Annotated in this window: 28 protein-coding genes; 13 read left to right on the forward strand and 15 right to left on the reverse strand. The window is 72.3% G+C overall.

Translation table 11 applies throughout. From position 1 onward, the window contains the following. The first annotated feature begins 119 nt into the window (after window positions 1–119). On the forward strand, window positions 120–1,544 hold the full coding sequence (locus OO60_RS25325) for a short-chain fatty acyl-CoA regulator family protein (RefSeq protein WP_033262186.1): 1,425 nt from the start codon (window positions 120–122) through the stop codon (window positions 1,542–1,544). Here the strand turns inward: OO60_RS25325 and OO60_RS25330 are convergent, their stop codons facing one another. Together OO60_RS25330 and OO60_RS25335 are read right to left on the reverse strand one after the other, a co-directional pair. Further along, window positions 1,545–2,522: a hypothetical protein gene (locus OO60_RS25330; RefSeq protein ID WP_004561113.1), complete on the reverse strand. Its 978-nt coding sequence runs from the start codon at window positions 2,520–2,522 to the stop codon at window positions 1,545–1,547. It abuts the gene before it with no gap. Beyond that, entirely contained in the window at window positions 2,519–3,010 is a 492-nt protein-coding gene (locus OO60_RS25335; protein ID WP_004561114.1) for a SigE family RNA polymerase sigma factor, read from the reverse strand. The genes OO60_RS25330 and OO60_RS25335 overlap by 4 nt, the downstream gene beginning before the upstream one ends. An 88-nt stretch (window positions 3,011–3,098) precedes the next feature. On the opposite strand from OO60_RS25335, the gene ilvA reads away from it, so the two are divergent. Both ilvA and OO60_RS25345 read left to right on the forward strand, forming a co-directional pair. Further along, window positions 3,099–4,355 (forward strand): threonine ammonia-lyase IlvA, encoded by a 1,257-nt coding sequence (gene ilvA / locus OO60_RS25340; RefSeq protein WP_033262187.1) that lies wholly within the window; start codon window positions 3,099–3,101, stop codon window positions 4,353–4,355. 20 nt (window positions 4,356–4,375) lie between these two features. Beyond that, window positions 4,376–4,945, forward strand: a complete 570-nt coding sequence (locus OO60_RS25345; protein ID WP_003058884.1) for a riboflavin biosynthesis intermediates N-glycosidase — start codon at window positions 4,376–4,378, stop codon at window positions 4,943–4,945. Window positions 4,946–4,950: 5 nt separating this feature from the next. On the opposite strand, the gene OO60_RS25350 is transcribed toward OO60_RS25345, so the two are convergent. Next, window positions 4,951–5,328 (reverse strand): hypothetical protein, encoded by a 378-nt coding sequence (locus OO60_RS25350; RefSeq protein ID WP_003058888.1) that lies wholly within the window; start codon window positions 5,326–5,328, stop codon window positions 4,951–4,953. Between the two features lie 43 nt (window positions 5,329–5,371). Next, window positions 5,372–6,127, reverse strand: a complete 756-nt coding sequence (locus OO60_RS25355) for an acyltransferase (RefSeq protein WP_003058890.1) — start codon at window positions 6,125–6,127, stop codon at window positions 5,372–5,374. Window positions 6,128–6,179: 52 nt separating this feature from the next. Here OO60_RS25355 and OO60_RS25360 point away from each other — a divergent pair, with 52 nt between their 5' ends. From OO60_RS25360 to OO60_RS25370, 3 genes are all read left to right on the forward strand, one after another. Then, complete coding sequence (locus OO60_RS25360) at window positions 6,180–7,142, forward strand: nucleoside hydrolase (RefSeq protein ID WP_003058893.1); 963 nt, start codon at window positions 6,180–6,182, stop codon at window positions 7,140–7,142. A 62-nt stretch (window positions 7,143–7,204) separates the two neighbouring features. Next, window positions 7,205–8,293, forward strand: coding sequence for a C40 family peptidase (locus OO60_RS25365; protein WP_003058895.1), 1,089 nt, complete (start codon window positions 7,205–7,207; stop codon window positions 8,291–8,293). 180 nt (window positions 8,294–8,473) lie between these two features. Further along, entirely contained in the window at window positions 8,474–9,898 is a 1,425-nt protein-coding gene (locus OO60_RS25370; protein ID WP_003058898.1) for an FAD-dependent monooxygenase, read from the forward strand. Here OO60_RS25370 and OO60_RS25375 read toward each other — a convergent pair. Both OO60_RS25375 and OO60_RS25380 read right to left on the reverse strand, forming a co-directional pair. Continuing rightward, window positions 9,884–10,777: an oxidoreductase gene (locus OO60_RS25375; RefSeq protein ID WP_003058901.1), complete on the reverse strand. Its 894-nt coding sequence runs from the start codon at window positions 10,775–10,777 to the stop codon at window positions 9,884–9,886. The two genes, OO60_RS25370 and OO60_RS25375, sit on opposite strands and share 15 nt — an antisense overlap. Before the next feature lie 98 nt (window positions 10,778–10,875). Then, window positions 10,876–12,030: an MFS transporter gene (locus tag OO60_RS25380; RefSeq protein ID WP_003058904.1), complete on the reverse strand. Its 1,155-nt coding sequence runs from the start codon at window positions 12,028–12,030 to the stop codon at window positions 10,876–10,878. 118 nt (window positions 12,031–12,148) lie between these two features. Here OO60_RS25380 and OO60_RS25385 point away from each other — a divergent pair, with 118 nt between their 5' ends. The 3 genes from OO60_RS25385 to OO60_RS25395 are packed head-to-tail and all read left to right on the forward strand — an operon-like array spanning window position 12,149 to window position 14,993. Continuing rightward, entirely contained in the window at window positions 12,149–12,919 is a 771-nt protein-coding gene (locus tag OO60_RS25385) for a maleylpyruvate isomerase family mycothiol-dependent enzyme (RefSeq protein WP_003058907.1), read from the forward strand. Between the two features lie 49 nt (window positions 12,920–12,968). Then, the gene (locus OO60_RS25390) at window positions 12,969–13,541 is read left to right on the forward strand and encodes a PadR family transcriptional regulator (protein WP_003058909.1); all 573 of its coding nucleotides are present in this window, start codon (window positions 12,969–12,971) and stop codon (window positions 13,539–13,541) included. Between the two features lie 9 nt (window positions 13,542–13,550). Continuing rightward, window positions 13,551–14,993 carry an FAD-dependent monooxygenase gene (locus tag OO60_RS25395; protein WP_003058911.1) on the forward strand — a complete coding sequence of 481 codons (1,443 nt, stop codon included), beginning with the start codon at window positions 13,551–13,553 and terminating at the stop codon, window positions 14,991–14,993. Window positions 14,994–14,997: 4 nt separating this feature from the next. Here the strand turns inward: OO60_RS25395 and OO60_RS25400 are convergent, their stop codons facing one another. Together OO60_RS25400 and OO60_RS25405 are read right to left on the reverse strand one after the other, a co-directional pair. Beyond that, window positions 14,998–15,516 carry a GNAT family N-acetyltransferase gene (locus OO60_RS25400; protein WP_003058913.1) on the reverse strand — a complete coding sequence of 173 codons (519 nt, stop codon included), beginning with the start codon at window positions 15,514–15,516 and terminating at the stop codon, window positions 14,998–15,000. 10 nt (window positions 15,517–15,526) lie between these two features. Further along, window positions 15,527–16,414, reverse strand: coding sequence for a TetR/AcrR family transcriptional regulator C-terminal domain-containing protein (locus tag OO60_RS25405; RefSeq protein ID WP_033262211.1), 888 nt, complete (start codon window positions 16,412–16,414; stop codon window positions 15,527–15,529). A gap of 142 nt (window positions 16,415–16,556) precedes the next feature. Between OO60_RS25405 and OO60_RS25410 the strand changes: the two genes are divergently transcribed. Continuing rightward, complete coding sequence (locus OO60_RS25410; RefSeq protein ID WP_003058917.1) at window positions 16,557–17,258, forward strand: DUF2306 domain-containing protein; 702 nt, start codon at window positions 16,557–16,559, stop codon at window positions 17,256–17,258. 92 nt (window positions 17,259–17,350) lie between these two features. After that, window positions 17,351–18,316 (forward strand): chitinase, encoded by a 966-nt coding sequence (locus tag OO60_RS25415; RefSeq protein WP_033262188.1) that lies wholly within the window; start codon window positions 17,351–17,353, stop codon window positions 18,314–18,316. A gap of 1 nt (window position 18,317) precedes the next feature. Here OO60_RS25415 and OO60_RS25420 read toward each other — a convergent pair whose 3' ends face one another. The 7 genes from OO60_RS25420 to OO60_RS25450 all read right to left on the reverse strand — a co-directional run bounded on the left by OO60_RS25420 (window position 18,318) and on the right by OO60_RS25450 (window position 24,189). Beyond that, window positions 18,318–19,151 (reverse strand): LysR family transcriptional regulator, encoded by an 834-nt coding sequence (locus OO60_RS25420; protein ID WP_167346736.1) that lies wholly within the window; start codon window positions 19,149–19,151, stop codon window positions 18,318–18,320. A 1-nt stretch (window position 19,152) separates the two neighbouring features. Next, entirely contained in the window at window positions 19,153–19,530 is a 378-nt protein-coding gene (locus OO60_RS25425) for a DUF427 domain-containing protein (RefSeq protein ID WP_003058923.1), read from the reverse strand. 63 nt (window positions 19,531–19,593) lie between these two features. Further along, entirely contained in the window at window positions 19,594–20,358 is a 765-nt protein-coding gene (locus tag OO60_RS25430; RefSeq protein WP_003058925.1) for an HAD family acid phosphatase, read from the reverse strand. Window positions 20,359–20,395: 37 nt separating this feature from the next. Continuing rightward, a complete protein-coding gene (locus OO60_RS25435; RefSeq protein WP_003058928.1) occupies window positions 20,396–21,562 on the reverse strand; it encodes a class I SAM-dependent methyltransferase in 1,167 nt (388 codons plus the stop codon). Window position 21,563: 1 nt separating this feature from the next. Next, window positions 21,564–22,529 (reverse strand): class I SAM-dependent methyltransferase, encoded by a 966-nt coding sequence (locus OO60_RS25440; RefSeq protein ID WP_003058931.1) that lies wholly within the window; start codon window positions 22,527–22,529, stop codon window positions 21,564–21,566. Window positions 22,530–22,533: 4 nt separating this feature from the next. Next, complete coding sequence (locus OO60_RS25445) at window positions 22,534–23,313, reverse strand: enoyl-CoA hydratase/isomerase family protein (RefSeq protein WP_003058934.1); 780 nt, start codon at window positions 23,311–23,313, stop codon at window positions 22,534–22,536. Between the two features lie 54 nt (window positions 23,314–23,367). Further along, window positions 23,368–24,189, reverse strand: coding sequence for an ABC transporter ATP-binding protein (locus OO60_RS25450; protein WP_003058935.1), 822 nt, complete (start codon window positions 24,187–24,189; stop codon window positions 23,368–23,370). A 326-nt stretch (window positions 24,190–24,515) separates the two neighbouring features. Here OO60_RS25450 and OO60_RS25455 point away from each other — a divergent pair, with 326 nt between their 5' ends. Both OO60_RS25455 and OO60_RS25460 read left to right on the forward strand, forming a co-directional pair. Beyond that, complete coding sequence (locus OO60_RS25455) at window positions 24,516–25,061, forward strand: cysteine dioxygenase (RefSeq protein ID WP_003058937.1); 546 nt, start codon at window positions 24,516–24,518, stop codon at window positions 25,059–25,061. Then, window positions 25,058–25,453 carry a rhodanese-like domain-containing protein gene (locus OO60_RS25460; protein WP_003058939.1) on the forward strand — a complete coding sequence of 132 codons (396 nt, stop codon included), beginning with the start codon at window positions 25,058–25,060 and terminating at the stop codon, window positions 25,451–25,453. Before OO60_RS25455 ends, OO60_RS25460 begins: the two co-directional genes overlap by 4 nt. Window positions 25,454–25,456: the final 3 nt, after the last annotated feature.

The following is a 25,456-nucleotide window of genomic DNA, read 5'->3' on the forward strand; positions in this document are numbered from 1 at the left end:
GTACGTACGCTCTTTGCAAAGGTTGCGAATCGCCCGGTTCGCAAGTGATCGAAAATCCGCGTTCTTGACCGTTCACGTAACCGTTCAGGGCCGGAAACCTTCCGGGAAAGAGGGCGTTCATGGAGAAGACTTTCGCCGGAGCGAGGTTGCGCCATTTGCGCGAAAGCCGGGCGATGAGCCAGGCCGACCTCGCTCGTGTGCTGGAGATCTCACCCAGCTACCTCAACCAGATCGAGCACAACTCGCGCCCGCTGACCGTGCCGGTGCTGCTGCGGATCACCCAGGCGTTCGGCGTCGACACCGAGTTCTTCGCCAACAACGACACCTCGCGCCTGGTCGCCGACGTCAAGGAAGCCCTGCTCGACGAGGCACTGGGCATCGACGTGACCACGGGCGAGCTCAACGAGCTGGCCACCAACCTGCCGGCGATCGCGCAGGCGCTGGTCAAGCTGCACCGCAGCTACCGCAACGCCGTCGAGAACACCGCCGCGCTGACCATGGAAAACGGCCTGGGCCTGCACGGCAGTGCCGCCGCGCCGCTGCCGCACGAGGAGGTCCGCGACTTCTTCTACGAGCGCGAGAACTACGTCGCGGAACTCGACGAACGCGCCGAGAAGATGGCCGCGGACGTCCCGCTGCAGCGCGGGCAGGTGCTCGGCGCGCTGAAGGAACGCCTGTCCCAGCGCTACGGCGTCGAGGTGACCAGCGAGGGCATCGACGAAGCCGCCGGCCAGCAGCACCGCTACGAGCCGGTGACGCGGGTGCTGCGCCTGGCGCCGAGCCTGCGGGTCGGGCAGCAGGCGTTCCGGATGGCTTCGCAGATCGCGCTGCTCGAGTACGACGACCTGATCACCGAGCTGGCCGACTCGTGGGCGTTCTCCGGCCCGGCCGCCCGGTCACTGGCCCGGGTCGGCCTGGCGAACTACTTCGCCGGGGCGCTGATCCTGCCCTACGGCCCGTTCCTGGCCGCGGCCGAGCGGTTCCGCTACGACATCGAGCGGCTGTGCGACCACTACGGCGTCGGCTTCGAGACGGTCTGCCACCGGCTGTCGACGCTGCAACGGCCGAAGCAGCGCGGGGTGCCGTTCTCGTTCGTGCGGGTCGACCGGGCGGGCAACATGTCGAAGCGGCAGTCCGCGGCCGGGTTCCACTTCTCCCGCGTCGGCGGCGCGTGCCCGCTGTGGAACATCTACGAGGCGTTCACCCAGCCGGGCAAGATCCTGACCCAGATCGCGACGCTGCCCGACGGCAAGAGCTACTTCTGGATCGCGCGCACGGTGTCGCGCAACATCGGCGGCTACGGCAGCCCGGGCAAGACGTTCACGGTCGGGCTGGGCTGCGAACTGCGCCACGCCGGGCGGCTGGTCTATTCGACGGGCCTGGACCTGGACGAGCCCGCCGCCGCGACGCCGATCGGGATGGGCTGCAAAGTCTGCGAACGCCCGGCCTGCTCGCAGCGCGCGTTCCCGACGATCGGCAAGCAGCTCACCGTGGACGAGAACACCAGCACCTTCGTGCCGTACCCGGCGGTGCCGAAAGGCTGATCACCCGGTCACGTGCGTGGTCCACTTCGTCTCGTCGGTCCCGATCAGGGTGATCCGGCCGAGCAGTTCCTTCGCCGTGATGCCCACGACCTTCGGCTGGTCGAACGCGACGCAGACCCTCAGCCCCTTCCTCGCCTCGCACTCCGGTACGCCGAGGCCGTCGGTGGGGCCACCGGGCGGCGACACGTTGATCGTCGCCAGACCGCCGTTCACCGAATACTGCAGCACCAGCCGCCACGGCACGCCGTCCTGGTCCGGGCGGCGCATCAGGTAGCCGTCGCTCAGGTGGAACGTGCCCGGCAGGCTCGTGATGCGCAGCGGCAGGGGCACCGCCCGGTTCCCGAGCGTCACGCCTTCGGCCACGCGAGTCAGCACCTCCTGCAGGTCCGGCGCCAGGAGGTAGTGCGCGTTGAGCCGGGCCCACCGCCCGTCCGCGGCCCGCCACTGCAGGTAGGCGCTGCCGTGGTTCACCGGGTCGCCCGGGTCGGTCGTGAGCCAGTAGCCGTCGTGGCCGCCGATCCGGACCGGGATGCGCGAGGGCTGTCCGCCCAGGTCGCGAGGGACGGGTGGGTCCTGGTCGTATACCGACAACCAGATCATCGGCGCCGGCTCGCCGCGGCCGATGGCCAGCGCGGTGTCGCCGTGCGCGCCGACGGCGTACTCGACACCCGCGATCTGCTCCGGCAACCAGCCGAAGGCCGCCTTCGCCACGATCGGGTTGTCGGTGGGGGCGGGCGGGGCGGCCGTGGGGGCCCCGGCCACCGGAGCGGCCGCGAGAGGCGGGACCGGCCGGAACACCGACACCGCCGTCACACCGCCGGCCGCCACGACCGCGGCGCAGCCGAGAACCAGCGCCGTGGTCCGAACGCGACGACGACGCCCCCCGATCCGGCGCGCGCGGTCGAGGTCGATGCGAGGCGGCGGGGCGGCCGTCTCGGCCAGCTCCTTCAGCTTGGTGGCCAGCTCGTGGTCGGTCATGCTCGTCCCTCCCGAATGGGTTCGCGCAGCAGCTCGCGAAGCGCCTCCACGGCCTTCGCGGTCTGGCTCTTGACGGTGCCTTCGGAACAGCCCAGTGCCCGCGCGGTCTCCGCGACCGGCAGGTCGCAGAAGTAACGCAGGACGACGGTCGCGCGCTGCCGGACCGGCAGCCGCTCCAGTGCGGCCCGCAGGTCCAGTGCCTGTTCGACGTCCGCGCGGGACGCGGGCGGGTCGTGGTCCTTTTCCCGCAGATCCACCCGGCGCCACCACGCCGTCCGCTGTTCGGCCAGGAACGTGTTGACCAGCGTGCGGCGCACGTAGCCATCGACGTTGTCGGCGCGGGCGGCCCGCGGCCAGTTCGCGTACAGCCGGGTGACCGCCGACTGGACCAAGTCGTCGGCCCGGTGCCAGTCACCGCAGAGCAGGTACGCGACCTTGCGCAGCCAGCCCGCCCGCGCGGTCACGTACTCGGTGAATCCGGCGTCCATCGGCGCCCCCATTCCTGTTCGACACCCCTCTGATGCGCCCGGAGGCCCGGGAGGTTGCCCGGGACGCGCGAGTCGTAGATTCATCGGGGTGCACGACATCGACACGGTGACCGCGGCCACGATCGAAGAGGCCGCCGGGCGGCTGGCCGGGGTGGTGACCCGGACGCCGCTGGAGCCGAGCGCGCGGCTGTCGGCCCGGGTCGACGCGCAGGTCTGGGTGAAGCGCGAAGACCTGCAGACCGTCCGGTCGTACAAGATCCGCGGCGCCTACAACTTCATCGTCCAGCTCGACGAGGCCACCCGCGCCCTCGGCGTCGTCTGCGCCAGCGCGGGCAACCACGCCCAGGGCGTCGCGTACGCGTGCCGCCGGCTCGGGGCCGACGGCCGCGTGTACGTCCCCGGCACCACGCCGCGGCAGAAGCGCGAACGCATCGCGGCGCTCGGCGGCGCGCACATCGAGGTCGTCGTGGTCGGCGAGACCTACGAAGACGCCTTCGCCGCCGCCAACGAGGACGCCCAGCGCACCGGCGCGACCCTCGTTCCCGCCTTCGACGACGTCCGGACCGTCGCCGGGCAGGGGACAGTCGCGCGGGAGGTGATCGAGCAGCTCGGGTTCGTACCCGACGTCGTGGTCGTGCCGGTCGGCGGTGGTGGGCTGCTCGCCGGCGTCGGCAGCTGGCTGCGCGAGCGGCACCCGGACGTGCGGATCGTCGGCGTCGAACCCGCGGGCGCGGCCTGCGTGGCGGCGGCCCTCGAGGCCGGGCACCCGGTGCGGCTGCCGGAGCTCGACTCGTTCGTCGACGGCGCCGCCGTCCGCGAAGCCGGCGCGGTCACCTACCCGCTGATCCGCGAGAGCGGCGCCGAGCTGACCGCGGTCGCCGAGGGCGCGGTGTGCACCGAGATGCTGGCGATGTACCAGTCCGACGGCATCATCGCCGAACCCGCGGGCGCGCTCGCCGCGGCGGCGCTCGGCTCGGTGGTCCGCGTGACGCCCGGGCAGACGGTGGTCGTCCTGGTCTCCGGCGGCAACAACGACGTCAGCCGCTACAGCGAGATCCTCGAACGGTCGCTGATGCACGAAGGGCTGAAGCACTACTTCCTCGTCGGGTTCCCGCAGGAGCCGGGCGCGCTGCGGCTGTTCGTCGAGCAGGTCCTCGGACCCGAGGACGACATCACGCGCTTCGAGTACGTCAAGCGCACCAACCGCGAAACCGGCCCGGCGCTGGTCGGCATCGAGATCGCCCGGTCGTCGGACCTGCCGGGTCTGCTGGCCCGGATGGCCGCGAGCCCGCTGCAGGTGGACCGGATCGAGCCGGGCAGCCCCCTGTTCCACTTCCTGCTCTGAGCGCGTGGTCCACTAGGCGGATGGTGAAGGTCGACGGTGTCCGCAGTGTCGAGGCGTTGCGCGAAAAGGTCCACGAGGGTGCGGAGCCCGAATACCTGCTGTTCTACGGGCACACGCCGGCGAAGTCCGGGCGGGTCACGGCGAGCTGCCTGAGCCAGTGGTGGCTCGACCCGTTCGAAGCCGACGGCGCCGTCTACCCGACCGCCGAGCACTACATGATGGCCGGCAAGGCGTTGCTCTTCGGCGACCACGAGAAGGCGGCGCTGATCCGGGAGACCCCCGACCCGAAGACGGCGAAGGTGCTCGGCCGCGAGGTCGCCGGGTTCGACGCCGGGATCTGGGAGCGGCACCGGTTCGACATCGTCGTCGACGGCAACCTCGCCAAGTTCCGCGCCCACCGCGACCTGCGCCGGTTCCTGCTCGGGACCGAGGACAAGGTGCTCGTCGAAGCGTCCAAGAAGGACCTCGTGTGGGGCACCGGCCTCGCCCGCGAAGAGAAGAACGCGGCCAAGCCGGACTACTGGCGCGGGCTGAACCTGCTCGGCTTCGCCCTGATGGAGGTCCGCGACCAGCTGCGGGCCCGCGTCTGACGCACTCAGCCGCCCGGGCACTCGTTGCCGCCGCCGCTGTGCTCGACGCAGTGGCGCGGCCCCGGCGGTGGCGGCGGGGCGTGCCGGACGTGGTCCGCCCAGGCCAGCGCCGCGACGACGGCCGCGGGCACGAGGGCGATTCCGTAGAACCACGTCCACCCGCGGCGGCGCGTGGTCGCCGAAACGACCAAACCCGCCAGTGGCAGGCCGGCGCCGAGCCAGGCCGCCCAGGTCAGGTAGCCGTCGCCCGCGTGCGTGCTCGTGCCGAACGCCGGCATGTTCGCGAGCGCGCCCTGCAGCACCAGGTACGGGACGACGAGCAGCCACACCACCGCGCCCACCGCCAGCAGCGCGGACACGGCGACCTCGCGGAACTCCCCCATGCGGCCACTATGTCGCGAAAACGACCACGCGGCCTGAGTAGTCCTACTGCTCCCCGAGCGTTTTCTGCAGGGCCTTGTTCGCCTTGCGAGCCATGTCCGCGACGGCTTCGCGACGCGCGGCGTCGGCCGCGTAGTCGTCTTCGCGGTTGCGGACCACGCGGGCCGGCGCGCCGACCGCGATCGAGTAGTCCGGGATGTCACCACGGACGACCGCGTGCGCGCCCAGCACGCTGCCGCGGCCGATGCGGGTGCCCTTCAGGACGCTGACCTTCGTGCCGAGCCAGGTGTCCGGGCCGATCCGGACCGGCGACTTCACGATGCCCTGGTCCTTGATCGGCACGTGGATGTCCGAAATGACGTGATCGAAGTCACAGATGTACACCCAGTCGGCGACCAGCGTGGCCGCGCCGAGCTCGATGTCGAGGTAGCAGTTGATCACGTTCTGGCGGCCGAACACGGACTTGTCGCCGATCCGCAGCGAACCCTCGTGGCAGCGGATGGCGTTGCCGTCGCCGATGTGGACCCAGCGGCCGATCTCCAGCCGCCCGTAGCCGGGGCGGCAGTGGATCTCGACGTCCTTCCCGAGGAAGAGCATCCCCCGCAGGATGATGTGCGGGTTGGCCAGCCGGAACTTGAGCAGCCGGTAGTACCGGACCAGGTACCAGGGCGTGTACGCGCGGTTGCGCAGCACCCAGCGCAGCGAGTCGGCGGTCAGGAACTTGGCCTGCCGCGGGTCCTGCCGGGCGCGGCGCCAGGCCCGCACCCGCGACAGCGCGGGCGCACCCCACATCGACGTCATGCGAGTGACCGTAACCTGTGTGCGGGACGGGTTCGCAGGCAAGGGGAGCGGGATGGGCACGAAGCTGATCATCGACACCGACCCGGGCGTCGACGACGCGCTGGCGATAGCGCTGGCGGCGCTGTCCCCGGACGTCGACCTGCTCGGCGTGACGTCGGTTTTCGGCAACGTCCCCCTCGACCGCACGACGTCGAACGCGCGACGGCTGCTGGAGCTCTTCGGCCGCACCGACGTGCCCGTGGCCGCCGGCGCCGCGCGGCCGCTGGTGTATTCGAAGCCGCGTGACGCGAAAGAGGTCCACGGCGGCGACGGCCTGTCGGGCCACTCCTACACGCTGCCCGAGGCGAGCCGCCCGCTGGAGGAGCGGGACGCCGTCCGGCTGATGCTCGACCTGCTGGAATCGGCCGACGAGCCGGTCACCATCGCCCCGATCGGGCCGCTGACGAACATCGCCGCGCTGCTCGCGGCCCACCCGGGCGCGGCGGCGAAGATCGCGCGGCTGGTGATCATGGGCGGCGGCGTCACGTTCGGCAACAGCACGACGGCCGCCGAATTCAACATCTGGAGCGATCCCGAAGCCGCCCGGCGCGTGCTGGTCGAGGAAGACGTCCCGGTCGTGCTGGTGCCCCTCGACCTGACGCACCGCTGCGCCGTCGACGGCGACTGGCTGGCGAAGCTCGCGGCGTCCGGGCCGGTCGGCGCCACCCTCGAAGGGCTGACGTCGACCTACCGGCAGCACTACACGCGCGTGTTCGGCGAAGACCGGATGGTCATGCACGACGCCGTCGCGGTCGCCGAGGCGATTTCGCCGGGCATCCTGCACACCGAGACCTACCGGGTCGACGTCGACTGCGGCCTCGGCCCGGCCCGCGGCCAGACCCTGGTCGACCGGCGGCGGCTCGGCGAGGACGATCCGCAGTTCTCCCCCGGCCGCCCGATCGAGGTCGCGCTGGACACCGACCTCGACGGCCTGCGCGGCTTCGTCCTCGACCGGCTCACCGGAGCGGCCCGGTGAGCGAAGCGCAGGAGCCCGAGGGCGTCCCGGCCGAGCCACCCGCCCCTCGCCGCCGGAAGCCCGTGGTCGTGATCGCCGCGGTGGTCGTCGTCGCGGGCGCCCTGCTGGCCGGCGTCCTGCTCGCGCCGAAGCAGCAGGAGACCACGAACGCCGCCGCGACGATCACGCAGGCGCCGCCGGTGACGGGCAAGCCGCCGTCGACCGCACCACCGCAGACCTCGACACCGCCGAAGGTGCCCGAAGCGAGCGAATTCGACGCCTGGGCGTCCAAGACCAGCCAGTGGCTCGACGTCCCGCTGCGCGCGATGGTGGGCTACGCGAAGGCGACGACGAAGCTGGGCAAGGACATCCCCGGGTGCCACCTTTCCTGGGTGACGCTGGCCGCGGTCGGAAAAGTGACCACGGACCACGGCCGGGCGCGCGGCGGGCAGCTCGGCACCACCGGCGTCCTGGACAAGCCGCTCGGCACGATCGAGGTGCGCGACTTCTACAACAAGGTCGTCTCGACGGCGAACGCCGCCGGGCCGATGCAGCTGTCCCCGGCGATCTGGGGCAAGTACCAGGCGAGCGCGTCGGGCGGGAAGCCCGATGTCCAGAACATCGACGACGCGGCGCTGACCACCGGCCGCGCGCTGTGCGCCGACGGCCACGACCTGTCCCAGGGCCAGGTGTGGTGGAACTCGGTGGGCACGCTGCAGCCGGCGCCGCTGTTCCTGCACCGCACGCTGGCCACGGTCAACGTCTACGGCACGGTCGGCCAGGGCTCGGCGCCCCCGAACCCGGCGGTGCTGAGCGCGGTCAACTTCGCGATCGACAAGATCGGCCTCCCGTACATCTGGGGCGGCAACGGCACCGGCGGCAACGACCCGGGCTTCGACTGCTCGGGCCTGACGACGGCGGCGTACGGCAGCGCCGGCATCAAGCTGATGCGCACGGCGGACACACAGTTCCGCAGCGTCCCCCACGTGACGGACCCCCAGCTGGGCGACCTGATCTTCTACGGCGAACCGGCGACGAAGATCCACCACGTCGGCCTCTACATCGGCAACCAGCAGATGATCGACGCCCCGCAGACCGGCCAGGCGGTCCAGGTGCACTCGTACCGCCGCGACGGCGACGACTACGCGGGAGCGGGCCGCCCGACGGCCTGAAATCGGCTGGACGGCGTGCCGCGCGGACTTGTACCGTGCAGCCGTCCGTGACACGCCCGAGGAGGTGAGACCCATGACCGCGGTATCGACGTGGGTGCTCCCCCTTCCCGTCACGGCCGGCGGCTGACGTAGCTGCCGCCGGGAGCGCCTCGACCACAGGCACTCCCGAAAGGCACCACCATGGACACCCCGTCCTTCGACGTCGTCATCGCCGGCTGCGGGCCGACCGGCGCCGTGCTGGCCGCCGAGCTGCGGCTGCACGGCGTGCGCGTTCTCGTTGTGGATCCGGAAACCGGACCCGCGTCGTTCGTGCGCATCGTCGCCCTGCACATGCGCAGTCTCGAGCTGATGGCCATGCGCGGCCTGCTGGACCGCCTCCTGGCGCACGGGCGGCAACGTCCGGCCGCCGGGTTCTTCGCCGGCATCCCCGCGCCCGTGCCCCGTGGCCTGGATTCCGCGCACGCCTTCCTGCTGGGCATCCCGCAGCCGGTGATCGTCCGGCTCCTCGAAGAGCACGCGATCGGGCTGGGTGCGCAGGTCCGGCGCGGCCGCGCGGTGACCGGGTTCGAGCAGGACGCCGACGGCGTGACCGTCGGACTGGCCGGCGGCGAACGCGTGCGGGCGAGCTACCTCATCGGCTGTGACGGCGCGCGCAGCACCGTTCGCAAGCTGCTCGGCGTCGGCTTCCCCGGCGAGCCCTCGCGGACGGAGACGCTGATGGGCGAGATGGAGGTGGGCGTGCCGCCGTCGGAACTCGCCGGCGTCGGCGCGCCGCACCGGCGGTTCTGGCTCCGGCCCTTCGGCGGAGGCGTCTACAGCGTCGTGGTGCCCGCTGCGGGCGTCGCCGATCGTGCGCAGCCGCCCACCCTCGACGAGTTCAAGCGGCAGCTGCGGGCCGTCGCCGGCACCGATTTCGGCGTGCACTCGCCGCGCTGGCTGTCCCGCTTCGGGGACGCCACCCGGCTGGCCGAGCGGTACCGCACCGGGCGGGTGCTGCTGGCCGGCGACGCGGCGCACATCCACCCGCCCACCGGCGGCCAGGGCCTCAACCTCGGCGTCCAGGACGCCTTCAACCTCGGCTGGAAGCTCGCCGCGCAGGTCCGCGGCTGGGCGCCGGAAGCCCTGCTGGACACCTACGAGACCGAACGCCGTCCGGTCGCCGCGGAAGTGCTGGACAACACGCGGGCGCAGATGGCGCTGTCGTCGGCCGAACCAGGCGCCGAGGCCATGCGCCGGCTGCTCACCGAGCTGATGGACATCAACGAGGTGAACCGCCACCTGACCGAGAAGATCGCCGCGACGGCCATCCGCTACGACTTCGGCGACGGCCCGGACCTGCTCGGGCGCCGGCTGCGTGACATCGACGTGGCGGGTGGCCGCCTGTACGACCGGTTGCGCAGCGGCCGCGGCCTGCTGCTGGACCGCACCGGAGGACTGACCGCCGCGGGCTGGGCGGACCGGGTCGACCACCTCGCCGATCCCACCGCGGCGCTGGACGTCCCGGGTGTCCTGCTGCGCCCCGACGGTTACGTCGCGTGGGTCGGGGACGACCAGCGGGACCTGGACGACCACCTCGCCCGCTGGTTCGGCTCACCGCCGGCGTGAGTGCACGGCGTCGAGGCGGGCCAGCTCGTCCGGGGTGAGCCGGAGGGCGCCCGCCGCGACGTTGTCCTCGAGGTGCCCGGCCGATCCGGTGCCGGGGATGACGAGCACGTGCGGTCCGCGCCGCAACGCCCAGGCGAGCCGCACGCGCACCGGGCTCGCGTCGTGCGCGCGGGCGATGGCGAGCACCTCGTCGTGCTCGTCGCCGCCGGCGCCCGCCTCGCGCCCGGCGCCGGCGATCGCGAAGAACGGGACGAAGGCGATGCCCTGCTCGCCGCAGCGGTCGAGGAACGCGTCCTGTTCCGGCCGGTAGCCGAGGCCGTAGGCGTTCTGCACGCACACCACCGGCGCGATCGCCTGCGCCTGGGCGAGGTGTGCGGGACGCGCGTTGGAGATGCCGAGGTGCCGGATCAGCCCGGCTTCGCGCAGCCCGGCCAGGACGCCGAAGTGCGCGGCGATCGAGTCGAGCCCGGACACGCGCAGGTTGACCACGTCGAGGTGGTCCCGGCCGAGCTGCCGCAGGTTCTCCTCGACCTGCCCGCGCAGCTGCTCCGGAGCGGCGAGCGGTTGCCAGGCGCCGGAAGGATCGCGGGACGGCCCCACCTTCGTCGCGATGACGAGGTCGTCCGGGTAGGGCGCCAGGGCGCGGTTGATCAGCTCGTTGGCCGACCGCAGCCGGGAGAAGTAGAACGCCGCCGTGTCGATGTGGTTGACGCCCAGCTCGACGGCCCGGCGCAGGACGGCGATGGCCTGGCCGCGATCGCGCGGGACGGCCCCGGGATCGAAGGCCCGGCCGTGCTGCGGCAACCGCATCGCGCCGAAGCCGATGCGGTTGACCGTGCGGTCGCCGAGCGTCCAGGTACCGGGCGGGTCGGGGATCATGCGCGGATTCTGGCACGCGACCCGGGATGCTCCCGACCGGTCCCCGGCGCCGCCAGATCGCCCTCCGGGTCGGTGAAGTGTGCTGCGCGAGCGCCGGCTCAGCGCGTGAGGTCGCGTTCCCGCACCCGCAGCGACGGCGCGAGGAAGACGATCCCGAGGGTGACCACGACCGCCGAGGACAACGCCCAGTGCAGGCCGACGCGGGTGGCGAGTGCGCCGACCAGGACCGGTTCGACGAGGAACCCGAGGTACCCGCAGGCCGCGACGGCGGCGACCGCCCGGCCCGGGGCGTCCGCCTGCTTGCGGCTCGCCACACTCCACGCGATCGGCACGATCCCGGCCACGCCGAGCCCGACGACCGCGAAGCCGAGCACGCCCGCGGCCGGCCACGGCACGACCAGGACCAGCGCGAAGCCCAGGACCGCGATCGTGGCCGCCACGCGGGCGAAGCGGACCGCGCCCGTGCGCGCCACGATGCGGTCGGCGACCAGGCGGACCGCGATCATCGTCCCGGAGAACGCGAAGTAGCCGAAAGAGGCGAGAGCCGGTGTCGCACCGGTGACGTCGGCGAGGTACACCGCGCTCCAGCTGTTGACCGCGCCTTCGGCGACGAACCCGCAGAACGCGATCACGCCCAGCGGCACCAGCACCCGGCTCGGCCACGCGAACGCCGCTTCGCCCTGGCCGCGGTCGGCGCCGGTGAGGAACCGGGTGCGCGCCGCCCACAGGGCCAGCGCGAGCAGCACCGCGCCGGCCACCGGGAAGTGCACGGACACCGGGACGTGCGTGGCCTCCATCAGCGCATCGACGCCCGAGCCCGCGAGGCCGCCGATGTTCCAGAAGGCGTGGAAGCCGGCGAAGATCGGGCGCCCGTAGCCTTCTTCGACGCGGGCCGCGTGCGCGTTCATCGCGACGTCGAGCAGGCTGTTTCCCACGCCGAGCACGACGAGTGCGGCGAAGAACACCGGCGCCGACCACGCGAGCGAGACCAGCGGCAGTCCGGAGCACAGCACGATCGCGCCGAGCACCACGGCCGCCCGGCTGCCGATCCGGGTGAGCAGCGCGCCCGCGCCCAGCAGCGCCAGCACCGAGCCGGCGGCGAGGCCGAACAACCCGGTCGCCAGCTCGCCCGTGCTCAGCCCGAGCCGCTCCTGCACCGCGGGCACCCGCGCCAGCCAGGTGGCGAACGCGGCGCCGCACACCGCGAACACGACGGAAACGCCCAGGCGGGCGCGTTTCAGATCCCCAGTCATCCCGCCACCCTAAAAGATCATGGCCCCGGCGAGGCGGGCCGTCCAGGTCCGGGGAGGTCGTCTTCGGGGCAGCCGATCATGACCCCACGGCCGCCGCCGCGCGGCCTACCGTGGCGGGATGACGTCGTTGAGCCACGACCGGCTGGCCGGTGCCCTCGTCGCCGAAGCGGATCGGTTCGGGACCGCGATCGCGGGCGCCGATCCGCAGCTGCGTGTGCCGACCTGTCCCGAGTGGACACTGCGTGACCTGGCCTGGCACGTCGGGCTGGCCTACCACAAGTCCGCCGTGATCATCGCGAGCCGGCCCACCGGGTACGTGCCGTTCGACGCCGTCACGGTCGACGACCCGCCCGCGTTCGCCGCCCTCGGGGGCTGGCTTCGCGACGGTGCGGAGCGGCTGGTCGCGGCCGTGGCCGAGGTCGGGCCCGAGACCCCGACGTCGACCTGGACGCCCGATCGGCGCGCCGGGTTCTGGACCCGGCGGCTGGCCCACGAAACCGTCGTCCACCGCGCGGACGCCGCCTTCGCGACGGGCGCGCCGTACGACGTCGACGGCGACCTCGCCGCGGACGGGATCTCCGAAGGACTGGACCTGGTGGCCGTGTTCTCGCGGCAACCGCACCCGGCGCTGGACCGGACGCCGCTGCAGGGCACCGGCGAGACGCTGCTCTTCCACGCCACCGACCCGGAACTCGGCCGGCTGGTCCGGCGGACGCCGTCGGGGGTCGAGGTGGCCCAGGGCACCGGCGCGGCCGACGTCGTCGTCGAAGGCCGCGCCGCCGACCTGCTGCTCGCCCTGACCCGGCGGCTCGCGGCGGACGATCCGCGGCTCACCGTTTCCGGGGACGCGGCCCTGTTCGAGCACTGGCTGGAGCACACGCGGTTCTAGACGGTTGACCGCCAGCGTATAGTCGGTTCCGACTAATAGGGAGCGACTAGTGCCGCGCAAGATCCGCAACACCCTCGCCCTGGCCGTGCTCGGCCTCTTGCTGGAACGCCCGATGCACCCGTACGAGATGGCGTCCACGCTGCGCGAGCGCTACAAGGGCTCGACGTTCAAGATCAACCCGGGTTCGCTCTACGACACCGTGGAGGCACTGGCCAAGCACCGCTGGATCGAGCCCGTCGAGACGGTCCGCGAGGGCAACCGGCCGGAACGGACCGTCTACGCGCACACCGAACTCGGCCGCCAGGAGTTCGTCGCCTGGCTCGACGAACTGGTCCGCGAACCGGTCGCGGAGTACCCGAAGTTCGTCGCGGCGGTGAGCTACCTCGGCGCGCTCGGCCCGGATCGCGCCGCCGACGCCCTCGAAGAACGTGCCCGCCACCTCGCCGAACGCATCGAAGGCGCGGACACGGCGCTGGCCGAGACCGTCGGGAAGGGCGCGCCGCGGCTGTTCATGATCGAGGTCGAGTTCGTCCGGCACGCCTGGCAGGCGGAACTCGACTGGGCGCGCGACACCGCCGCCGAAATCCGCGCCGGCTCCCTGCCCTGGCCCGAGAACTTCTGAGGGGAAACCGTGTTCGAAACCGATGTCCTCATCGCCGGCGCCGGCCCGGCCGGCCTGCTGCTCGCCGCGGAACTCGCGCTGGCCGGCGTCCGCACCACGATCGTCGAACGCCTGCCGCAGCGCCCGCCGTACTGCCGCGGCTTCAACCTCAATTCGCGTGCGCTCGACCTGCTGGCCCGGCGCGGCCTGGCCGACGGGCTGGTGGCGGAGGGGCACCGGGTGCCGCACGCGCCGGTCACCGGCCTGCCCGGTCCGCTGCTGCTCGACGGCGCGGCCACGGATCACCCGTTCTCGCTGGGCATCCCGCAGACGCGCGTCGAGGAGGTCCTGGAGGCGCGGGCCCGCGAACTGGGCGTGGAAATCCTGCGCGGGCACGACCTGCGCTCGTTCACCCAGTCCGCGGACGACGTCACCACCGTGGTCCACAATGGACAGTTCGGCCGGACGCTCCGGTCGCGGTTCCTCGTGGGCTGCGACGGCGGCCGCAGCACGGTGCGCAAGCAGGCCGGCATCGGCTTCCCCGGGGTCGACGCGCGCTGGTACGCGCTGCTCGGCGACGTCGAATGCGACCTGCCGTACGGGCCTTCGGCGGGTCCGGACGGGCGGAGCCTGTTCGTGATCCCGCGGCCGGGGTACGTCCGGATCGTGGTCCGCGAGGACGCCCCGCCGTCGGACAAGGACACGCCGGTGACGCTGGAGCGGCTGCAGGCCCAGGTGGACACCGTCCTGGGCCTGCACGTCGAGCTGCGCGAACCCCGCTGGCTGAGCCGCTTCGGCGACGCGGCCCGGCTGGCGTCGAAGTACCGCGAAGGCCGGGTGCTGCTGGCGGGCGACGCGGCTCACATCCACCCGCCGGCGGGGGCGATCGGGGTGAACGTCGCCCTCGACGACAGTTTCAACCTGGGCTGGAAGCTCGCGGCCACGGTCCGCGGCACGGCTCCGGAGGGTCTCCTGGACACCTACCACGCCGAGCGGCACGCGGCGGGCGAGCGGATCCTGGCGAACACGCGCGCCCAGGTCGCGGTGGAGGAGGCCGGCGCGGAACCGTGGGCGGACCTGCTGCGGCGCGTCGCCGCGCACCCGGCGGGGAACCGCGCGCTGGCGGAGATCATCACGGGGCTGGACGCGTGCTACGAGCCGGGCGGCCACCCGTGGCTGGGACGCCTCGCCCCGGACGTCCCGTTGCTGGTGTCGGGCGCGGAAACGCGCCTGGCGACGCTGCTGCACGCGGGACGGCCGGTGCTGCTGGACCTGACGCCGTCCGGGTCGTTCGCGGCGTGGTCGGCCGGGGTGCCGGTGGTCGCGGCGTCGAGTCCGTCCACTTCGGACATCGACGCGGTGCTGCTGCGGCCGGACGGGCACGTCGCCTGGGTGGGCACGCCCGGCGCGGGAGACGCGGGGCTGGCGGAGGCGGTGCACCGGTGGGTCGGGAACGTGCCGGTACCCGTCTGACGAGTCAGCGCGGGCGGTCCAGGACCGCCCGCTGCTCCACCCGCCCGTCCAGCACGAACCGGCTGTGCAGCGTGAAGCCGAGTTTCTCCACCACCCGCGCCGACGGCTTGTTCACCGGTTCGAACACCGCCAGCAGCCGGTCCGCCCAGCCCGACTCGAACACCCGGTCGCGGACCGCGGACGTCGCTTCCGTCGCGTAGCCGCGGCCCCAGCCCGAGGGGGCGATCCACCAGCCCATCTCCACCGCCGGGAGGCCGAGGCCCGACTCGATCGGGCTGCGGCGGACCAGGGACACCACGCCGTCGAACGAACCCGGGGCCGCCGACACCGCGAACCAGCCGAAGCCGTGCTCGGCCCAGTGCGCGAGCGTCGCCTGGTGCTTGGCCTGCGTGTACTCGCGGCTCCACGGCTCGCCGGTGCCCACGTACCGGACCGTCTCCGGCAGCTGGGCCAGCGCGAACAGGTCGTCGAAGAACTCCTCCGACCACGCGTGCAGCGTGAGCCGTTCCGTGGTGATCCGCACCGCGGCCAGTCTAGTGTTCGCCCAGCAGCACGGCGATGCCGTCGAGCTGGCGGCGCAGCCCGAACTCGAACGCCTCGTCCAGGTCGACGTCCTCGAGCCCGGTCATCACCTCGGCCAGCACCGGGTACCGGCCCGACCCGAGCAGCCGCGCCAGCAGCGCCATGTCCGCCGCCAGGCGCTGGTCGCCGGTGATGCCCGTGTCCTGCTCGGCCTGGACCTCGAACGCGTTGCTCACCGCCAGCCCGCCGACCCAGCCGTTGAGCGTCATGACCACCTGCAGCTTGACCCGCCGCTTCAGGCCGGTGCCGGCCAGCGCGCGCAGCGACCAGTCCACCAGCCGCAGGCCGGCCGCCAGCACCGGCGGCCGGACCAGCGAGTTGAGCAGGATCGGCGCGAGCCACGGGTGGCGCCGGTAGGCCCGCCACTGCGCGCGGGCTGCGAGTTCGAGGCGGGGCCGCCACGGCGCCGGGCCGGGTTCTGGCAGCTCCGCCTCCCCGAGCGCGACGTCGGCCATCAGCCGGAGCAGTTCCTCCTTGTCCGGCACGTGCCGGTACAGCGCCATCGGGCCGACCCCCAGCTCGGCCGCGAGCCGCCGCATCGACAGCGCGGCGAGGCCGTCGGCGTCGGCCAGCGCGATGGCCGCGCGCACCAGGCTGTCCCGGCCCAGTGGCGGCTTCGACGGCGTCCGGTCGGCGACGACCGTGCCGCTGCCCGGCACCGCACGCACCCAGCCCTGCTCGCCCAGCGCGGACAGCGCTTTCGCCGCGGTCGCCATCGCGACACCCCACTCGCGGACCAGCGCCCGGGTCGACGGGACGCGGTCACCGGGCCGAAGCTCGCCCGCGGTGATCCGGCGGCGCAGGTCCGCCGCGATCCGCAGGTAGGGCGCCTCCGCCACGAACACCCCGATCCGTACTAGAACACTTCACGACCTTGCCTAGAACGGTTTCAGGGTACTCCCCCATTGCTGCTCGCAATGATTGCCGCCCAGCCGAAGTCCTCAATACGGTTCAAATACACCGTATGAACAAGGGGGCACCATGACGACGACCGAACAGCCCGCAGTCCGGCGCGCGACACCGTGGTGGCGGCGCCCGTGGGTCTTCCCGCTGGGCCTGCTCGTCACGGCGTTCCTGGTGTTCTCGCTCCCGCCGTACCTCGGGCTCGATCCCGCGCGGTCACGGATCCCGGCGCCGACCGGCTGGTACTACCCGGTGCTGCTCACCCACATCGGGTTCGCGACCGTCGCCATGGTGACCTGCGCGCTGCAGGTCTGGCCGTGGCTGCGGCAGAAGCACCCGGCGGTGCACCGCCGCACCGGGCGCGTGTACGTCTTCGCCGGGGCGATCCCGGCGTCGATCGCCGGGTTCACCATCGCGCTCGCGGCGCCGTTCGGGCCGGTCGGAGCGGTGTCGAACGTCCTGCTGGCGACGCTCTGGTTCGGCTGCACGGTCCAGGGCTACCGGGCGGCGCGGGCGCGGCGGTTCGGCGACCACCGCCGCTGGATGGTCCGCAGCTTCGCGCTGTGCATGTCGATCATCAGCAACCGGATCTGGGGCGTGGTCTGCGCGCTCGTGCTGACCCCGCAGCTGGACACGACGTTCGGCGGCAGCGAAGTCGCGCTGGGCCAGGCGATCGCCGGCATCACGACGTGGACCGGCTGGGTGCTGCCGCTGCTGGCCGCCGAGTGGTGGCTCGGCCGCCGTCCCCGCCGCCGCGGCAACGCACCGTCACCGGCGTAGCCCGATCGGCCGATGGTCCACACCACCGTAAAAGGTCTATACCAATGGGGACCGCAGTTCCCGCCGCCGCGCTCGTCGTCGTGGAGGTTCCCATGCGTCTCCGTTCCTTCCTGTCCGTCCTGGGCGGGCTCGCCCTGCTGGCCACCGGCCTGGCCACGCCCGCCGGCGCCGCGGCCGGTTCCCCGATCCCGGTCGGCCCCTACGTCGACATGGGCGCGTGGCCGACGCCCAGCCTGTCGGCGATGTCGGCCGCGAGCGGCGTCAAGGGGTTCACGCTCGCGTTCGTCAACTCCTACGGCTGCAAGGCCAGCTGGTTCGGCGCCTACGACCCGCGCACGGCGTGGCAGAAGGAGGAGATCGCCAAGATCCGCAACGCGGGCGGCGACGTCAAGATCTCCTTCGGCGGCGCGTCCGGCATCGAGCTGGCCCAGGCGTGCAGCACGGCCGCGCAGGTCGCGGCCGAGTACGACGCCGTGGTCAAGGCGTACGGCCTCAAGTACGCCGACTTCGACATCGAGGGCGCGGCGGTCGCCGATCCGGCGTCGATCGCCCGGCGCTCGCAGGCCCTGAAAACGCTGCAGAACAACAACCCCGGGCTGAAGATTTCGCTGACGCTGCCGGTGCTGCCCAACGGCCTCACCGCGGACGGGCTCAACGTGGTCACGGCGGCCAAGAACGCCGGGGTGAATCTGGACCTGGTCAACATCATGGCCATGGACTACTACCAGGGCGCGGGCGACCAGGGCGCCAAGGCGATCTCGGCGGCCAAGGCCACGCAGGCGCAGCTGAAGTCGCTGTACGGACTGAGCGACGCGGCGGCGTGGAAGAAGGTCGGCGTCACCCCGATGATCGGCGTCAACGACTCGCAGAACGAGATCTTCTACCAGAAGGACGCGAAGGCGCTGGTGGCGTTCGCGAAGACGGTCCACCTCGGAATGCTGTCGTTCTGGGAACAGGGCCGCGACGCGAACGCGTGCACCGGGGCGCTCTACAAGTGCACCAACGTGCCCCAGTCGAAGTACGAGTTCGCGAAGATCTTCGCCGGCTACACCGGCTGAGTCACCACCGGGCGGCGTCCGCGAGCAGTGCGTCCCGCACCGCCGCGGGCCCCGCCCGGCACGGCTCGGGCCGGCTGACCACGAACAGCGTGTTGATCGGCGGTTCCGCCGGCTCCAGCAGCGCGACCAGCTCCCCCGACGCCAACTCGGCCGCACACAGATACCGCGGCAGCACACTGACGCCGCACCCCGCCAGCACGCACGTCAGGACCCCGCGCAGGTCCGGCACCACGACCGCCGGGCCCGCCGGTGGGCGGGTGCCCAGGACCGTGCGCCAGTAGCGGCGGATGATCGGCAGGTCCTCCGCGTACGCCACCAGCGGTGCCGTCCGGGGGTCGCCGGTGAAGCCGCTGGGGCCGACCAGGACGAACTCCTCGTCCGTCAGCGGGGTGGCCGTGAAGCCGCGGCCGCGGGGGCGGATCGTCGAGACCACCAGGTCGAAGCGGCGCTGGGCCAGGCCGGCCAGGAGGTCGTCGGCCAGGCCGAATGTCACCCGCAGCTCGAGCCCGCGCGCGACCAGGCCGGCCAGTGCGGGCAGCACCCGGACCGTCGTCAGCTCGGCGGGCCCGGCCAGGTGCACCGGGGAGGCCTCGCCGACGACCACGGAAGCCAGCGCGTCGATGTGCGGGGCCACCCGGGCCGCCAGCTCGTCGGCGGCCGACGTCGGCGTCACGCCACGGGCGCGGCGGACGAACAGCTGCTGCCCCAGCTGCTCCTCCAGGGCCCTGACCTGCGCGGTCACCGTCGGCTGGGACAGGCCCAGCGACGGCGCCGCGCCGGTCAGCGAACCCGCGCGGTGGACCGCCAGGAACGTGCGCAGCAGGTCGAGGTCCAGCTCAGTCCTCGACCAGCTCGATCGAGTCGACCACGTTCGGGTAGAACGCGACGTGGTCCTTGATCGGCGCGACCGCGTCGTACGGGTTCTCGTACGTCCAGACCGCGTTCTCGCCCTTCACCTCGCCCGCGTTCAGCGAGTAGTAGCTCGCCTCGCCCTTGTACGGGCAGTACGTCTCGTGGGCGGTCCGCTCGAGCACGGCCGCGTCGACGTCGGCCAGCGGGATGTACTGGACCGCCGGGTAGGTGGATTCCTGCAGGGTGAGCGCGTTGCGGCTGTCGGCGACGACACGCCCGCCCGCCTTGACCACGACGCGCGCCTTGGTCGGCTCGACGGTGATCGGGTGGTCCGGGCCCGGCTGCAGAACCTTCTTCGCCATGTCAGCTCCCTAAGAGTCCTCGGTATGAGGAGCAGCACGCCGGGCCCGGCCGTTATTCCGCGATCAGGGCAGGTAGTACATCGGGTTCGGCAGCTTGACCGGACGCAGCGCGTAACCGCCTTCGAGGTCGCTGAACTGGTCGCCGAGGTTGAGCACGATCTTCGCGCCGGTCGCTTCGATGTGCGCCCGCGTGCCCGACTTGTACTGGACGGTGGTGCAGGTCAGACCGCACGGCAGGTAGTCGGGGGCCGCCGTCTTCGGCTTGAAGAACGCGCCGGCCGGGGCCGGGAAGCCTTCGTTCGCGAGGTTCTTGAGCGACTGCGGCCCCTGGAACTCGTTGCGGCCGGTCAGGAAGTAGACCTTGACGCCGTGCTGCGCCGCCCAGTTGGCCAGCTCCAGCACCGGCTTGTTGGCGACGAAGGTGCCGTTGTCGATGGCCTGCTGCTGCTTGACCGGGTCGAAGCCGAAGTCGTTGTCGGCCTCCCAGCCGTAGGTGACCTCGGAGGTGTCGTCGACGTCCAGCACGATCGCCGGGTTCTTCACCCGGCCCAGCGACTGCTGCAGGGAGCGCTTCGCGTCCGAGACGATCCGGCTGGTGTCCTTCACGAACCGGCTCGTGTCGGAGTAGTGGTGCTTGCCCGCGGCGTCGACGTAGTCGCCGTAGTACGCCTTGACGTCGAGCTTGACCTGGCCGATGTTGGCCGGCTCCTTCGCGCGGGCGGCCGTCGATTCGTCCGAGCCGGCCAGCGCGGTGGCGCCCGAGGCGACAGTGGCGCCGATGGCCGCGGCGGCGGCGAGCTTGACGAGACTTGACCATTTTCCGGACACGGCGAACCCTCCCGTAGAACTTGACGACCGGGGGAACCTACGTCACTCGCTCCGCCCGGCAGAGAAAAGCCACCGGCGCGCGGCCGATCCGCGTCAAAACCACCGAAGCTTCCGTTTCGCCGCGCGGCTTCAGTCGGCGGCGCAACGCGTCCGGGTCGACGTCCAGGCCGCGCACCAGGATCTCCAGGCGGCCGACGTCGTGTCGCTTGAGGACGGCCTTCAGCGCTTTCTCGCTGTACGGCCCCTGCTCCAGGACGCGGAAGGCCCGCACCCCCGGCGGCGGGGTGTCTCCGGTCAGGTACGCGATGCGCTCGTCCAGCTGCCACAACCCGTGCCGGGCCGCGTAGTGGCGGACCAGTCCGGCCCGCACGACCGCGCCGTCCGGGTCGACGATCCACTCCCCCGGCTCGCGCGCGGGCAGTTCGTCCGGTTCGGCGTCGGTGACCGTCCACTGTGTCCCGTCCGAACGCAGCACGGTCGCCCGTCGCGTGACGCCGGTGCCCAGGCCGCGCCAGAGGCAGGACTCGCGGACCTGGCCGTCCAGGGACACCAGCTCGACCTCCTCCGCCCACGGCGTGAGTGCGAAGTCGAGGCCGGGCGCGCATTTCACGGACAGCGCCCGCCCCGGGTATGCCTCGACCAGTCCATCCAGGGGTGGCGCGAAGTCCGAGGGTTTCCACGCCCGCCGCCCGGAAGAGTCACGCCGGGCCGGATCGGCGACGACCACCCCTGACCGGCTCACCGGGCGCAGCGCGTCGGCGCGAGCGAGTCCGAAAGAGACACCCGCGGTGGTTCCGTTGTGGCGCGCCATCTCCAGCCGCACCGGGTCCAGATCGGACCCCAGCGCTCGCCGGGCCACCCGCGCGATTTCGACGAGGTCCGCGCCCGCCGAGCACGTGACGTCGTGCACGTCGAGCCCGGCCAGCCGCGTCGCACGGTGCCGCGCCACGATCGACGCGCTCGCCTGCTGGAGCGCGTCGGAAGTGAACAGCCAGTCCACACCGGACAGCTTGCCGACGGCTTTCCGGCGCAGCAGCACGGTTTCCAGCACCGCGGCCGCGTGCTCCTCACCAGCCACGCGGCGGACGGCAGCGACCGACGCGATCCGGTCGGTCAGCGGCAACGCCGAAACCTCGGCGAGCGCCGCCACACCCGCGCCGGAACGCAGGTAGGCGACGTCGCCGAGGCTGAACGAGTACCCCAACTCAGGACGGCCGCTTGGTCCCGGTGATCATCACGTTGTAGAACAGCTCGCGCGGCAGGATCTTCGACAGCACCTTCTTGTCCACAGCGGACAGCCGCAGCCACAGGTGGTAGGCGAACAGCCGCCAGCGCACGGTCAGCTTCTCCTGCGGCACGGCGGCCTCGAACGTCCGGATCGGCCAGCCGGCCAGGGCCGCGGCGAACTCCTCGGTGACCGCGTGGACGTCCTGGGCACCGGCCCCGCGGGCCCACGACTCCAGCTCCGACGGGTCGAAGGTGTGGATGTCGACCACCGCTTCGAGAGCGGCCGCGCGGGACGACTCGTCCAATTCGGACTGCGGGCGCCGCCAGCCGCTCAGCACCGGCAGCTTCGTCACGCGCGTGGTCAGGAACCAGGTGAACTGGCCGAGCTTGCGGGCGTAGAAGTCGCCGATCTTGGTCGGCTCCCCGGCGAAGACGAACCGGCCGCCCGGCTTGAGCACGCGCAGCACCTCGCGGAACGCCGCCTGGACGTCCGGGATGTGGTGCAGCACCGCGTGCCCGACCACCAGGTCGAACGTGTTGTCCTCGTACGGGATGCGCTCGGCGTCGGCGACCCGGCCGTCGACGTCGAGGCCGAGCTTCTCGGCGTTGCGCAGCGCGACCTGGACCATGCCGGGCGAGAGGTCGGTGACCGAGCCCTTCTTGGCGACGCCGCCCTGCATCAGGTTCAGCAGGAAGAAGCCGGTGCCGCTGCCCAGCTCCATCGCGTGCTGGTAGGGCTGGCCGTCCTCGCCCGCGACGGCGTTGAACACGTCGGTGGCGTAGGAGATGCAGCGCTCGTCGTACGAGATCGACCACTTCTCGTCGTAGGTGCCGGCTTCCCAGTCGTGGTAGAGCACGTTCGCCAGCTTGGGGTCGGCGTACGCGGCCTGGACCTCTTCGGCGGTGGCGTGCGGGTTCGGGGCCGGGTCGTTCACGTCGGTCAAGGCGTCATTTCCCTTCGAAAGTGGCCTTGCCGGGCCCGTTTTCGATGAACGACTTCATGCCGTTCTGCTGGTCTTGGGTCGCCCAGAGGGCGGCGAACAGGTGCGACTCGAGCTTGAGCGCGTTCGGGAGGTCCATGTCGAGACCGCCGTCGATGGCCGCCTTCGCCGCCCGCAGCGCCACGGCGGGGCCGTTCGCGAACTGGGCCGCCCACTTGTGCGCGGCCGCGTAGACGTCGTCGGGGGCGACGACCTGGTCCACGATCCCCAGCCGCAGCGCCTCTTCGGCCTTGACGAACCGTCCGGTGTAGACGATGTCCTTGGTCTTGCTCGGCCCGATCAGCCGCGCCAGGCGCTGGGTGCCGCCCGCGCCGGGGATGACGCCGAGCTGGATCTCGGGCTGGCCGACCTTGACGTTGTCGCCCGCGACCCGCCAGTCCGCGGTCAGCGCCAGCTCCAGGCCGCCGCCGAGGGCGTAGCCGGTGATGGCCGCGACGACCGGCTTCGGGATGTTCGCGATGGCCGCGAGGGTGCCGGTGAGGTTGGCGCCGAACTTGGCGATCTCCGGGTACGTGCGGGTGGCCATCTCCTTGATGTCCGCGCCGCCCGCGAAGGTCTTCTCGCCGCCGTAGAGGATCACCGCGCGGACGTCGTCGCGCTCGGTGGCCTCCTTCGCCAGCTCCGCGAGCTCGGCGGTGACCTGGGCGTTCAGGGCGTTGACCGGCGGCCGGTCGAGCCGGATGGTGCCGACCCCGTCCTTGACCTCGAGGGTTACGAACTCTCCCACGCCACTCCTCCTCGTTGAACGGGTGCCAGCAGGCTACCGGCCGGTAAGGGCAGCCTAGCGGCGCCGGGCGAAGAAGCGATCGCCGGAGCGCTCCAGCACGAGGTCCTGGTCGAACGTCTTCGACAGGTTTTCGCTGGTGATGACGTCGTCGACCAGGCCGGACACCACCGCGCGGCCGTCGCGGAGCAGCAGCGCGTGGGTGAACCCCGGCGGGATCTCCTCGACGTGGTGGGTGACCAGGACCAGGGCCGGTGCTTCGGCGTCCAGCGCCAGGTCGGACAGCCGGGCGACCAGGTCCTCGCGGCCACCGAGGTCGAGACCGGCGGCGGGCTCGTCGAGCAGCAGCATCTCCGGGTCGGTCATCAGCGACCGGGCGATCAGCGCGCGCTTGCGCTCGCCCTCGGACAGCGTGCCGAAGGTGCGCTCGGCGAGGTGCCCGATGCCCATCGCGTCCAGGAGCTCGGTCGCGCGGGCGGTGTCGAGGGTGTCGTATTCCTCACGCCAGCGGCCGAGCACCGCGTAGCCGGCGCTGACCACGACGTCCTTGACCAGCTCGTCGCCCGGGACGCGCTGGGCGATGGCGGCCGAGGTGAAGCCGATGCGCGGGCGGAGGTCGAAGATGTTGACCCGGCCGATGCGCTCGCCGAGCAGGTCGACCTCGCCGGTGGTCGGGTGCAGTTCGGCCGCGGCGAGGCGCAGCAGGGTGGTCTTGCCCGCGCCGTTCGGGCCGAGCACCACCCAGCGCTCGTCCAGTTCCACGGTCCAGTCGAGGCCGGCGAGGAGGTCGTTGGTCCCCCGGCGGACGCCGACACCGGCCATCCGGACCACGAGGTCGTCAAGTTCGCTGGGCTGGGTCGGCTCGCTCACGAGCCCCATTCTGTCTGCTCCTCGCGCGCGCGTGCGCACCCGCCCGGGTGAGACGGCGAACCGGCAGGTCGGGGAGTGTCCACGACGTGGAACGCCGCACCGCGGAAGAGCAGCTCCGGCCGTCGTTGTGGCAGGATCACCGGCATGTCAGCCGACGCGCCAGCCACCGGGATCACCCGGGGTTCGTTCTGGCGCCGTCGCACCATCGACCTGCTCCTCGTCGCTTCGGCCGGGTGTACGCGGGCGCGGCTCCGCTGATCCCTCGCGCCCTTCGGCGCGTGCGGTGCCGTGCTGCCCCGTGTCCCGAAATCCTTCGCGTCCGAGGAGCACCCGCGTTGACCACTTCCCTGGTTCGCCCGTCCGTCGAGATCCACCCGCAGCTGACCGACCCGCTGCTGCCCGAGTTGCTGCACCCGGCGCGGCTGCTCTGGACCCCGCGTGAGCTGGCCGACCTGACCAGCACCGTCACCACCGAGCTGACCGCGGGCCTGCGCGGCATCCTGCGGTTCGACGAGGACCGCCGCTGGTGGGCGCGCCTGGCGCTGACCGACGGCGTCGAGCTGTGGCTGCTGTCGTGGCTGCCCGGCCAGCACACCAAGCCGCACGACCACGGCGGCGCGTCCGGCTCGTTCACCGTTCTGCAGGGTGAACTCGGTGAGGAGTACCGCTATCCGGGCGGGCCGATCCGGCGGCGGACGCACGCGGCCGGCGAAGGGCTCGGCTTCGGCGCCGGCCGCGCCCACCAGGTCACCGGCCTCGGCGACCAGCCGGCGGCGAGCGTCCACGCGTATTCGCCGCCGCTGGTGGCGACGCGGGAGTACGACTCGCTCGCCGACGTTCCGGCGGAAATCCCGCCGCTGCCCGCTATCGTCCGGTCATGAGCGCTGTCGATTCGCTGCTGGCCGCCGCCCGGTCCGGGTTGGACCGGGTGACGCCCGGCCGGGCCCGCGAGCTGCAGGAGGCGGGGGCGCTGCTGGTCGACGTCCGGCCGCTGGCGAACCGCGCGGCCGAGGGCGAGATCCCGGGCGCGGTGATCGTCGAGCGGATCCACCTGGAGTGGCGGCTGGCGCCGGACAGCGAGTGGCGGCTGCCCGCGGTGACGCCGGACACGACGGTGATCGTGCTGTGCAACGAGGGCTATTCGTCGAGCCTGGCGGCGGCCGACTTGCAGCGGCTGGGCCTGCGCAACGCGACCGACCTCGACGGCGGGTTCCGCGCCTGGGCCGCCGCCGGCCTGCCCGTGCAGGCCGGCGGGAGCCCGGCGGTGCCTTAGCAG

It is taken from the genome of Amycolatopsis vancoresmycina, assembly GCF_000716785.1.
GTDB lineage: Bacteria > Actinomycetota > Actinomycetes > Mycobacteriales > Pseudonocardiaceae > Amycolatopsis > Amycolatopsis vancoresmycina.